The organism is Paenibacillus pabuli NBRC 13638 (assembly GCF_001514495.1).
Classification (GTDB): Bacteria; Bacillota; Bacilli; order Paenibacillales; family Paenibacillaceae; genus Paenibacillus; species Paenibacillus pabuli.
Genome location: NZ_BCNM01000001.1, coordinates 90,708 through 102,632, shown reverse-complemented (window position 1 = coordinate 102,632; position 11,925 = coordinate 90,708). Strand labels below are relative to the sequence as shown.

10 protein-coding genes are annotated in these 11,925 nt (G+C 46.5%); all 10 read right to left on the bottom strand.

Annotated features, from left to right (window positions below; all coding sequences use genetic code 11):
• Positions 1 to 18: 18 nt before the first annotated feature.
• Positions 19 to 417: an Asp23/Gls24 family envelope stress response protein gene (locus PPA03S_RS00175; RefSeq protein ID WP_062318758.1), complete on the bottom strand. Its 399-nt coding sequence runs from the start codon at positions 415 to 417 to the stop codon at positions 19 to 21.
• A gap of 33 nt (positions 418 to 450) precedes the next feature.
• Entirely contained in the window at positions 451 to 1,530 is a 1,080-nt protein-coding gene (locus PPA03S_RS00170) for an AI-2E family transporter (RefSeq protein ID WP_062318757.1), read from the bottom strand.
• A 57-nt stretch (positions 1,531 to 1,587) separates the two neighbouring features.
• Positions 1,588 to 3,039 carry a HAMP domain-containing sensor histidine kinase gene (locus PPA03S_RS00165; protein WP_062318756.1) on the bottom strand — a complete coding sequence of 484 codons (1,452 nt, stop codon included), beginning with the start codon at positions 3,037 to 3,039 and terminating at the stop codon, positions 1,588 to 1,590.
• Positions 3,017 to 3,724 (bottom strand): response regulator transcription factor, encoded by a 708-nt coding sequence (locus tag PPA03S_RS00160; protein WP_062318755.1) that lies wholly within the window; start codon positions 3,722 to 3,724, stop codon positions 3,017 to 3,019. Before PPA03S_RS00160 ends, PPA03S_RS00165 begins: the two co-directional genes overlap by 23 nt.
• 186 nt (positions 3,725 to 3,910) lie before the next feature.
• Positions 3,911 to 5,341: a 4-hydroxyphenylacetate 3-hydroxylase family protein gene (locus tag PPA03S_RS00155; protein WP_062319836.1), complete on the bottom strand. Its 1,431-nt coding sequence runs from the start codon at positions 5,339 to 5,341 to the stop codon at positions 3,911 to 3,913.
• Between the two features lie 172 nt (positions 5,342 to 5,513).
• Positions 5,514 to 7,472: an ABC transporter permease gene (locus PPA03S_RS00150; protein ID WP_062318754.1), complete on the bottom strand. Its 1,959-nt coding sequence runs from the start codon at positions 7,470 to 7,472 to the stop codon at positions 5,514 to 5,516.
• The gene (locus tag PPA03S_RS00145; protein ID WP_062318753.1) at positions 7,447 to 8,217 is read right to left on the bottom strand and encodes an ABC transporter ATP-binding protein; all 771 of its coding nucleotides are present in this window, start codon (positions 8,215 to 8,217) and stop codon (positions 7,447 to 7,449) included. The genes PPA03S_RS00150 and PPA03S_RS00145 overlap by 26 nt, the downstream gene beginning before the upstream one ends.
• Positions 8,218 to 8,512: 295 nt before the next feature.
• Positions 8,513 to 9,499, bottom strand: a complete 987-nt coding sequence (locus PPA03S_RS00140; protein WP_062318752.1) for a sensor histidine kinase — start codon at positions 9,497 to 9,499, stop codon at positions 8,513 to 8,515.
• On the bottom strand, positions 9,496 to 10,200 hold the full coding sequence (locus tag PPA03S_RS00135) for a response regulator transcription factor (RefSeq protein WP_062318751.1): 705 nt from the start codon (positions 10,198 to 10,200) through the stop codon (positions 9,496 to 9,498). The genes PPA03S_RS00140 and PPA03S_RS00135 overlap by 4 nt, the downstream gene beginning before the upstream one ends.
• Positions 10,201 to 10,275: 75 nt before the next feature.
• Positions 10,276 to 11,655: a beta-N-acetylhexosaminidase gene (nagZ, locus tag PPA03S_RS00130; protein ID WP_245683475.1), complete on the bottom strand. Its 1,380-nt coding sequence runs from the start codon at positions 11,653 to 11,655 to the stop codon at positions 10,276 to 10,278.
• Positions 11,656 to 11,925 lie beyond the last annotated feature (270 nt).

Sequence of the window (11,925 nt, the reverse complement as noted above, 5' to 3'; positions counted from 1 at the left end):
TTTCTTTTCTTTTCCGCATTATACCTGCTCCTGCATAGTCACGCCTACCACCTGTACTTTAATTTCATTCACCATTATACCGGTCAATTGTTCCACAGCTTGCTGCACATTATGTTGAAGTTCCTGGCAGACTTCATGCATTTTGCTGCCATACTGAACATTGATACGCAGCTGGATGGATGCCTGATCATCTTTAATCGCTACGTCAATCCCTTTTTGCAGGCTCTTTCCGCTGATGCTCTTGGCAATGCCTTCGGTTAAACCAACGGACATGGAAGATATCCCTTCGGTAGCCTGGGCTGCCATGCCGACAATTTTGGATACGACATCATTGGAAATATGAATGGTGCCCATTTGAACAGATTGTGGCTCAATATACTCAGGTTCAGTGTATGGTTGTGGGATGATTTCAGACATGATCTCCACTCCTTTTATATATGTTATAAATGTTTAAGCGTTCTGCCATTTGTCCTTGAAGAACAGCTGGTAGATTCGAACCAAAATAATTTTAACGATCATGTAGACAGGGATGATAATCAGAATGGCAATAATACCGCCCAGATCCCCTGCACCCAGCACCAATATAATGGTGGTAAGCGGGTGAATATCGAGTTTTTTGCCGAAGACATACGGAGCAACCAGATTATCCTGAATTTGCTGTGCTACCAGAATAATAATGAGTGACCAGATCGCAACAGAAGGGGATACCACCAGTCCCATAATGACAATAGGAACCGAAGACAGGATCGCCCCGATAAACGGAACAAAGTTCATAATGACCGCAATTAGGGTTAACAGCAGTGCATATGGGAGACCGATGATCAGGAAACCGATATACATCAGCAAGCCCAGAGCCAGATTTACGAGAACTCGCCCCACGATAAAGCCGCTTAACGCCTGATCCATTTCAAGCACCACTTCACGGCTGTCTTTTTGGAAACGTTTTGGTGCAATATGAACGAGCTTACGACCGAATTTCTCTCCTTGCTTCAGCATATAGAACAAAATGATCGGGAAAGTGAACAGGACGATCGCAAAGCTTGATATGATGGAGAAGAATCCACTCACATAGTTTGTTACAAAGGTGAAGCCTTTGTTAATGTAATCTGTAATCTGCGAAAACGGGGTCGATCCTTCCGGGAACAAAGCTGTAATGGCACCGTTCTGTTCCAGTTCTTTGAGCTGTACACTCAGTGAATTGATCAGATTCGGAGCGTTATCGACCAGGTTAATCACCTGTTCACGTAAAGAAGGCCATAATCCTATAATAAACAGGGCAAACAGTACACCAAACACCAGATAGATCAGTAAAATGCTCAGTGTGCGATTGAGCTTCTTTTTCTCCATATAATTGACGAGCGGGCGTAGCAGGTAATAAAAAAATACGGACAGCATCATCGGCACGGTAATAACCGTAAGCATGGTCACGATCGGTTGGAAAATAAAGCTGATACGTGATAATAGATAGATATTGATCAATACCAGTGCCAGCGCAATGCTGAAACGTACAAACGAATTTACTTTGAACAAAAAGTTTCCCCTCCACTTAACCTCTTCTATGTCAACCTTATCTCTTATGTCGGTTCTTTATTTCGGAATCTGTATAGTGAATACGGTTGTCTCTCGCCCGCTCCGGGAAAGCGTTAATCGTCCACCCATCTTCTCGGTGTTCCGCCGCGCAATCGCAAGTCCAAGTCCAGTTCCTCCGGTTCCCGTCCGTGCCTCATCCCCTCGAACAAATGGATCAAAGATGGTTGACCACAGCTCCTGAGGAATACCCACCCCGGTATCAGCGACCTCAATGTTCACATGGGTGTCCAGTGGAATTAATTCCACGCGAAGCTCCGTACCCCGCGGGTTGTAGGACAAAGCATTGGTAATCAGGTTCTGAATCACTCTGGACAAGAGCTCCGGGTCATACCTTGCGTAGATCTCCTCATCTGGGACAAGTACATGAAGGGCAAAATGGTTTTGCTCAATCTCCCCATACGTATCGGCCATGATCTCACGTACAAACTCGCCAATTTCCCGCTGCTGAATATGCATTCGGAAATCAGGTGAATCCACTTTGAGTAATTCCAGCATATTCTGAATCATGCGTGCGACCTGAACGGATTTGTTGTAGATATACCCCAGATATCGCTGCTGCCTGTCCTTGTCTTCCCCGCGCCCTTCCACTAAAGCCTGGGCGTATCCCTGAATACTGGTGATCGGAGTCTTGAGGTCATGTGACAGGTCCACAATCAATCGCTGTTTGCTTTCTTCGGCGTATCGTTTCTCCGCAGATGTATTCTCAATGACGTCCGCCATATAATTAAACGTTTCGCCAATCTGGACAAATTCCCTCTCTGCCGAGATGGACATACGGGTGCTATAATTCCCCTGGATCATCTGGGTAAGACCTGACGAGAGAATACTGAGCGGCTTTTTGATTCGCCGGGCAACCCAATAGCTATATACGAATATCAGCAGCAAGACCAATCCAATTCCCATCATAATGTAATAGGATAACGGATGCTTCAAATTGGTAATCAGCTGATTATCATTAATCCGCACACTGACCAGGTCACGCGGAATCTTTAGTAGAACGTACTCCCCACTTCCCTCTGTCGCAAGCGGACTAATAGAGTAATAGTATGGCTGGTCATTACGGTTTTCGAGTCCCGCATATAGCTCGGCTTCAGTATATTGAGTGAACGTATCCTGCTTATCCCCGATATAACGAATGACCCTACGATCCGCATTCAGCACTTCAATCCAACCTCCGCTGTCCTTGAGCCGCTGGATTTCGGTATTATCGGCCCCACGGGAGCTGCCGGATAGCCATTCGTTCTCCAGTTCTGTCACATACACATGTGCCTCCACATTCAGATCGGGATCAACCACCTGATCCGAGATTCGAAAATCGACCACATCCAGATTAATGATAATGTACACGATCAATACCAGTAGCAACAAAAAGAAGTTGAACAGCAAAAAGTCCAGGGTCAGGGACGTTTGCAACAGTCGCTTTTCTCTAGCTTTCCATGGGCGCTTCAATTTTGTATCCCAGTCCCCTTATCGTTTTTAAATATTCCGGTTGCCTGGAGTCACGCTCGATCTTCTCCCGAATGTTGCTGATATGTACCATTATCGTGCTGTCCTCATGCGCGTAATAATCACCCCAGACGGCTTCGTATATTTTTTTGCGAGTGAAGACCCGACCTGGCTGCTCCAGCAGAAGCTCCACGATTTTATATTCTGTAGAGGTCAACGTCACAGGCCTCCCCGAGCGAAAAAGAATGCATTGGGATCGATCAAGCACAAGCTCACCCAGAGTCAAATGTACCTCTTGGGCAGCAGGCACTTCCGGTGCGTCGAATTGATTCACCCTTCTGAGCAAAGCTTCCACTCTGGCGACAATCTCCAACGGATTAAATGGCTTGGAGATATAATCATCAGCACCCAGTCCAAGTCCAAGGATTTTGTCATGATCCTGGCTCTTGGCTGACAGGAACAGAACAGGCATATGGTGTGTGGACCTGATTTGTTTGATTAACTGAAGTCCATCCATCACAGGCATCATAATATCCAGTATGACCAGATCGATCTGGCTCGAACGGATACACTCTAGTGCATCTACTCCATTAACGGCTGTCACAATGTTATAATCCTTCTCCAGATACAGCTGGAGCAGTTCCACAATTTCGGGTTCGTCATCTGCAATTAGTAGTGTGTATCTCATGCGAATCCTCTCATTCCTGTTTCAATCATTCCGTTTGCTATTGTTCACATCTCTATACGTTACTACTATATACTACGTCTCTTAATTCAATCTAAATCATTTCTAAAGATAACCTAAATAAAAAGCCCGGGCATCAGGCCAGAGCTTTAAATCCGAACCCCAATAAACAACGTTTCATACGTTTATTCATGGCTCGCTGCGTAACCATGGTTCAACCCGTGCATATAGTCGGTCCTTGTCATATTGCACATACTGACTCGCCCGGTTGCGTACCGGATCACCGGCATAGAAACGTTCATACAGATCATGTCTGGCTCCGAGCGGACTTCCCGTAAGCTCCCAGGCGAGTTGGAATAATCGAATCTTCTCCGGTGCCTGCATCGTTACGCCTCCAAGATATTTGTTCATCATGGAGCTGAGACTTCCTTCAAGCTCGAGCTTCCCGGAAGGGATCTGAATAAGGCCACCTGCGGCAATGGTCTTCAAAATCTCTACAGCGCGTGGGTAATAACGGTTTCCCAGATTCCGGGCTGTTTCGATATATTTGAAGGATGGAAGCCAGTTACCATGAACATCCGGTGCAGCTTGTGCCTCGGAAGCGATGATGAGTCCTTCAATCGTCTGCATCTGACTGATCATCTCCCCTAGCTGTTCCTGGACGTTAAGGAAGGAATCTACTCCAATTTCCTTGGCGATCGAAGACGTAATGGCTGTAATGAATTCCAGCTTCGAATGCAGCCGTATAATGCTCTGATGATAGGCCAGGCTGGAAGATGCTGCGTTGCAGCGGATCTGCCATACCGCTTCCGGATTATTATGTAACAGTACACGCTCCCAAGGTACGAATACGTCGTCAAAAAATAAAACGGCATCCATCTCATCATACTGCATACTGAGCGGATGAGCGGTAGCTGAATCCGGTGTCGCAAAAGATTCTCTACATATCATATGTAATCCTGGACTTCCCGCTGCAACAATAACCATATGCGCCAGCTCCGGGCGATGCCCAGGAATACGCTGGATCGGATATGCAATGATATCATCCGCATATGGAGCAGCAGTTGCCACCATCTTGGCACCACGGATCACAACGCCCTCTGTATTCGTGCTAATGATTCGAAGCATCGCATCTTCATCTTCCCCTACAGGAAGAGAGCGATTGATCTGCGGATCACGCTGGACAATGGTCAGGAACGCATCCTTTCGTTTTGCTTCATCATAATAGGCAGCGATCTTGCCCGCATATGCCGGGTCATGTGCTGCCATCTCGTCCCGTGTGGCGTACCAACCCGTCAGACGGGAGCGGGCGTAATCCGAGAGACGGCTCATTACCCCGTAGGTGCGATCAGACCACAATCGAAAGGCTGCTGCCCTGTTGCTGATCTCCTGAGCATTGCGGGGTACTCGAAAGGCTTGGTGTGCATATCCACCCGTCGGCTCATCCCAATATGCAACAATTTCTCTCGTGTCCGAATCATCCACCAGATTGAACAAACGTTCAACCGTTTGCAAGGTTCCCCGGAAGGCAGGATGCTCCGTTACGCGAATAATTTCTCCATCAAGCCATACCTTCCGTTCGTCATTCAACCGTTGCAGATACGCTTGTCCACGAGACATCGTTATGCTCAAAGTAATCCTCCTTCTCGGCTAACAGGCTATGAAGTTCAATATACTAATCTTTTAAAACGAAAGTCATGTCACAACGATACAGATTGTATCTATTGAAATAGTACTTTGCTTTGGAGGAAAAAGTCAACAAACACCGAACCCCCGGTTCGGTGTTTGTATATTAGACCAATTTGGCATACATATTGCGCAGATAGCGCCAGCGTACCAACAGGAAGAACAGAATCTGCATCGATGCAAATACCAGGAATATGCGCAAAGTATAGCCCATGACAGAGAAATCAACCAATTGTTGCAATGCGACAAATGCAACGGAGCTGTGGATAATAGCTAATGCTATTGGCAGGAAAAACATTAATACCAACTGTCTGGTCACGATGTTGCGAAGCTCCGGTCGACTCAGTCCCATCTTGCCAATCATGCGGTACTGCTCTTCGTCCCGTTCCAGATCCGCATATAATCGGAAGTAGGTAAAACTTGCAGCAAAGGTAAAAAAGACGATGCCAATCAATCCACTCAGAATAAGGATAATTCCATTGGTTTGTTTGGAATTAAGCCAATCCAGCACGAGAGCGCTGATCGTGAAGTAGCCCTTATTTCTCGAGTCATTTTGAATGGATTCGATCAGATCAGGTGCAAAACGACGCGTCCCCATCCAATCGGCCACAACAAATTGGGTCATTTTATTGAAATAAAAATTTTCATCCGCTTCGATTTCATTCTTAAATTGTTGATTCATCTTATCGTACAGGTCATTGGACACCACATAAACGTCCGTTCTTGACTCAACCGGTATGACGATATCGGTTCCAGGTGTCGTTAATCGCACCTTTTCTTGAGTTTCTCCAACCCACAATTCGATATCTTCCTGAGGGGAACCCTGCCCGGCCTGTGCACGTAACGCCTTGCGACTCGTCAGATTACCCGGGCTCATAAATGAGTCGTTGCCATTCTCCAAAGTCCGCTCTTTGTAACCAAGTGCCTTGGCAAGATGATTATACTCGCTGAGTTTGATGATATAGTTGCCCTCGTTATCAAACAGCGGAATGTAACTTCCTTTCTGGTAAGGAACTTCGTTATCAATCAAGGTCTCTTCGATTTCCCTGATATTACGTTCTGTACTTGGCGAACTCCATGAATTTTGATAAGTAAACGCATATGGATTCGCCATGGATGACAAGCCCGGATCAGCAATCGCCAGCATTGTGCCAATTCCCGTAAAGGCGGAGGCCGAGATCACACTTACCATAAAAAACATGACCGCATTATCTTTCATTCGATAGGCAAGTTCGGACAGGAACAGCAGATTCGTTTTTCGAAAAAACAAACGCTCACTTCTTTTGAGTGCCCGAATGACATACACACTGAGCTGGGTAAACAACAGATAGGTACCCACAATGACCACAACAACGCTGCCCAACAGCAGCGGGAAGGAAAATGCCACCCATACAAAGGCAAAGACGCCCGCATACCCACCTCCAATGAGTATGACGGAGAGCAGTGCTAATAGACGAGAAGCCTTAGGCTCCGGTTTCGGTTTTTCTTCCGATTTCACAAGGTCAATCAATGATCCTTTTCGCATTAAAAGGGATGACGACAGTGCAACCACAACAAACAGCAGCAAAAATGCACCGACAGTAAGTGCGATAGCCTTTACTGGAAAATAAAATCGGAGGCTGTTTTCCACAGCCAGCATGGAACCGCAGATCAGCAAGATGAGCTTGGCAAAGATCAGTCCCAATCCGACCCCTGCCACAATGGCAGCAAGTCCGATACACATGTTTTCCATAAATAAGAGGCGGTTCATCTGTTTACGGGTCATGCCGATGATTTGAAATATGCCAAATTCTTTTTTACGTGTCTTGAGAAATGAACCTACGGAATAGAGCAGAAACAGGAACGAAAAGATAAAAATAATGATCTCCGCAATCAGAAACCCCTGATTCGCAAGCAAGGTCACTGTACTGCTTGAACCTTTCAGTCCCTCCTTCAGATCCGGGTGGAACAAGAGCAGCGCATACGTAAAAAAGATCATGACCGAAAACGTACTGCTCAGAAAATGGGCCAGATAAATGCGTTTGTTCCGAACGACATTATTAATGGCGAACTGGCGAAAATTCATGTCCCGATCCTCCCATCAGGGATAACACGTTGATGATCCGCTGATAGAACGTCGATCGGCTATCTCCATAATGAATTTCGTTGTACAGTCTTCCATCCTTAATAAATACAACCCGGCTGCAATAACTCGCAGCAACAGCATCATGAGTGACCAGCAGCATGGTGGCCCGATCTTCCTGGTTACGGCGTTCCAGTATCTCCATCACATCACGGGCTGCCTTCGAATCAAGATTTCCTGTAGGTTCATCCGCCAGCACCAGCTTGGGGGAATGGATCAGGGCCCGTGCGATTGCTGTCCGCTGAGCTTGCCCTCCGGAGATTTCATAGGTGCGTTTATCCAGAAGAGCTGCGATGCCAAGCTTCTCAGCCAGTCGGCCAACCCGATCATTCATCTCCTCAACAGATACTCCGTCGAGGGTAAGTGGCAGGACAATATTTTCTTTTACCGTGAGTGTATTCAGCAAGTTAAAGGACTGAAACACAAACCCCAGCTCTCTCCGTCTGAACAAGGCCAGTTCATCATGATTCAGTTCAAACGGGTTCTTTCCTGCAATCTGCAATTCACCGGAAGTAGGGTGGTCAATGGTCGAAATCATGTTCAGCAACGTGGTTTTGCCGCTGCCGGATGGACCCATGATGCCAACGAATTCTCCCTCCTGAATACTGAGATCAATACCTGACAAGGCTTCGTAAGACACGACTCCTTTATAAATTTTGCTAATCTGTTTCACTGAACATATCTCCATAGATAGATGACTCCTTTTAGGCTTCGAATTTGAATTAAAATAAGTTTGGATGAATTCCTCTGCAAATGGATGATGCTGCTTCCTTCCTTACTTTCTGACTTCATTCTATCGAAGTTTCGACTGTTCTCCTATGGATTAACCTTTCATCTTCATGACATTATTGTAAGGTTGCCAAAGTTTACATCCTCTCGTTGACCATGTCTTATTCTTGTATGTAGAAAATGAGAAAGACGCTGATCCCTGTCAAAGGAACCAGACGTCTTCTCATTCCGCCCCGCATTATGCTGCTTTATGTTCAGGTTTCAAATGTAATGGTTACGGTTGTACCTTCTCCATGAATCGATGTTAGATCAATGCGGTGGTTCATTCGTGTAAGTACATCCTTCACAATGTACAAGCCCATGCCCGTGGATTCCTTAAAGTGACGTCCATTCTCCCCGGTGAAAAAAGGCTGGAAGACGCGGTTGAGATCCGACTTGGGAATGCCTACCCCATGGTCTTTCACTTCAAGGATGATCGACCGTGCGGATTCGTAAGCCTGAATGTGGACCTTTTGTCCATCCCCTCCGGAAGAGTACTTGATTGCATTGGACAGCAGCTGTACGAGGACAAAACGAATCCACTTGGCATCCGACTGTACCGTTAACGCAGAGTCAATCCGCATCTCGGGATATACGTGATTACGAATGAAGAAACGTTTCAGTTCATGAATTGCTTCTTCCCCAGCAAGCTTGAGCGATACTGGTTCCACACTGAAATCCTGTTCAAATGTTTCCAGCCTCGCCATGTACAACACGGTTTCCAGTCCTCGTCTCATCTGGTCTGCTTCCTCTCGAATACTGATGAAACGAGGGTCTTCATCTTCCTGATCTTCCACCGTCAGTTCAATGACGGACAATGGCGTCTTCATCTGATGAACCCATTGATTCATAAATGTCAGGTATTCCTGTTGACGCTGTTCCAGACGATGCAAATGACCATGATAATGACCATACTGTGAATCCAGCAGTTTTGCCAATGCCTGCGGTAAGGGCGCGGGCTCATTCAGTGGAACGAATTCTTTGAGATCATTCATTCGCTGGGACATCCGCGCATAAAACATGCGATGGGACAAATACCGATAAACGAGATACCCTGCGTACAGACATAACCCCAGTGATACAGCATAGGCGGCCGTTAACCAGTGATCATAGCCATCGTACCAGAAGACCGCAACAACAGTAAGCAGCACTACGATCACCCAACAGGTCAATACGACATGTTCCTTGATAAACAATTTCATGCCTGTGACGAAGCCTTCCAATTGCTGTTGAGTCGATAACCGGAACCTCGAACCGTTTCCAGTGCATCCGTAATTCCCAACTCAGTCAGTCGTTTACGCACTCGGGTTACATTAACGCTAAGTGTATTGTCATCTACAAAGGAATCATCCCACAGCTTTTCCAAAATGGTTTCACGGCTGACAAGCTTCGGACTGCGACGCAGCAGCGTCTCCAGCAAAATGGTTTCTTTCTTGGTTAGCTGTATCTTGCGGTCACCCAGCTCCATCTCCAATCTTTCCAGATAAACCGTCAGTCCATCCAGTTCAACTTTGCGTTCTTCATGACGTACAGCGTAATCTCCATATACCCGGCGCAGCTGACTTCGGATTTTGGCCATGACAATTTCATGCTCAAACGGCTTTGTGATATAATCGTCCGCACCGTTCTCAAGCGCCATGACCTGATCCATTTTGCCACTACGGGCCGAAATGAATATGATTGGGCATGTGGAGATGGAGCGAATCTGACGACACCAGTAGAATCCATCGTAACTTGGCAAGTTGATATCCAGCAGCACGACATGTGGCTTGATTTGTTCAAACTGTTGAACGACCTGCTCAAAATCTTCAACCGAAACGGCTCTGTCACCATATCGCTCGATATGCGACTTAAGCAGACCTGCAATCTTCGGATCATCTTCTACAATCATTATGGTATACATAAAAAAAGGTCTCACCTCTTACCTGTAATAATGGAATATGCGTTTCTTGTTCCAAAATCATAACACAGGTAGGGACTATCGGGCATCGGCCTGCTTGCGCCAATCCAGAATGTCAGCGTTCAACTGCTTCAGATTTCCTGACGGCTGCTCCTCATCAGACAAGTTATACTTCTGCTTCAAAGCCAGAATTCGATATGCACTTTCATTAATTCGGGATTCCGAAATCTTCCCTGACTTCACCGCGCTCATCAGCGTATCAAAAATGGTCTTGGCACTCTCATAACTGTGAGCTACCAGCAGAATATCGCTCCCGGCCTGTACCGTCGCAACCGCTGCGTCGTCCAGTTTGTAGTTTTTGGCAATGGCGCCCATGCTCAGATCATCTGTGATAACCACACCATCATACTTGAACTTTCCGCGCAAATGCTGACCAATAATGACGTCCGACAAGGAGGCCGGATGATCGGGATCAAGCTTTGGAAACAGAATATGGGCTACCATAACCGCTTCAACCTGTTCCTTGACCGCATCTTCGAACGGAATCCACTCCAGCTGAGCGAGTTGCTTTTCTGTTTTGTTGACGACAGGCAGATCCAAGTGGGAGTCCACTGACGTGTCTCCATGGCCGGGAAAATGTTTCACGACCGGAATTATCCCTTCACTTCGCAGCCCTTTCATCTCGGCTATACCCATTCGGGATACCAGATCGGCTGAACTGCCAAATGAACGATCCCCAATGACCGGGTTTTTCGGATTACTGTTCACATCCAGCACCGGGGCAAAGTCAACGTTAAAACCTACAAGTTTTATCTGACGGGCCAGCAATTCCCCCATCGTTTCAGCCAGATCAGCATCCTTCGTCTTGCCGACTTTTCTATTGGAAGGTATGGTTTCTACCGTTTCAGGCATGCGGCTAACTTTGCCGCCTTCCTGGTCCACACTCATGAAAATTGGAACCGGATTGGAACGATTCGCATCCTTAATGGATTGTACGAACTTTGCAGTCCCTTGAAGGGTCGAGACATTATTCGCATAGAAAATAATCCCTCCCACTTTCTGATCCGTGATCATCTGTTTCGCTTGAGCATCCAAAGTGGTCCCTTGAACACCTGCCAGGATCATCTGTCCAATCTTCTCATCCAAAGACAATTGGTCGAGCTGCGCTTGTAACGAATCTTTCTCTTCCTGCGGAGGCACTGTATTCTGTTGATCATCCTGATCATTAGCTCCTCCGTTTGAACTCGCATCTGTATCCGTTCCGGCTTGATGCTCCCCCTGCTCTGACGTGTGCGACGTGGATGGCCCTGTAGTTGATCCGGCGTTCGAGTCTGCGGATGAGGAAGGCTTTTGTGACGGCCCACATGCGGATAAGAGCAGGACTACTCCCAATAGCAGCAGCAACAATTGAAGCGTGTTTATGTGTTTGTTTTTTGAATGGTGACTATGGATGTACAAGGATGGTCATCCTCCTTAAGCGTTGTTTTCATTCAGGTTGAATGTGGTTCAGGCCTAACCTTATCATAAGGTACTTCATTTTCAAAATGGAGACGGATCGAGTACAACTTCTGAAGGTACAGTCTGAAGTACGAAAAATAATTTCCTTTTTCAGGGTAGAATGTGGTACTTCATGGTGTTATTACACTGGGCGTGTGTGATGGGTTGGGGAAGAGGAAAAAGATTAGCGGTGCGATAAATGATTTTCTATTGTGAATTTTTCATATATTG

Coding starts and splice junctions, on each gene's coding strand:
- PPA03S_RS00150 (WP_062318754.1), bottom strand. CDS start 7,472: ATGAATTTTCGCCAGTTCGCCATTAATAATGTCGTTCGGAACAAACGC.
- PPA03S_RS00175 (WP_062318758.1), bottom strand. CDS start 417: ATGTCTGAAATCATCCCACAACCATACACTGAACCTGAGTATATTGAG.
- PPA03S_RS00140 (WP_062318752.1), bottom strand. CDS start 9,499: ATGAAATTGTTTATCAAGGAACATGTCGTATTGACCTGTTGGGTGATC.
- PPA03S_RS00145 (WP_062318753.1), bottom strand. CDS start 8,217: ATGGAGATATGTTCAGTGAAACAGATTAGCAAAATTTATAAAGGAGTC.
- PPA03S_RS00160 (WP_062318755.1), bottom strand. CDS start 3,724: ATGAGATACACACTACTAATTGCAGATGACGAACCCGAAATTGTGGAA.
- PPA03S_RS00155 (WP_062319836.1), bottom strand. CDS start 5,341: ATGTCTCGTGGACAAGCGTATCTGCAACGGTTGAATGACGAACGGAAG.
- PPA03S_RS00135 (WP_062318751.1), bottom strand. CDS start 10,200: ATGTATACCATAATGATTGTAGAAGATGATCCGAAGATTGCAGGTCTG.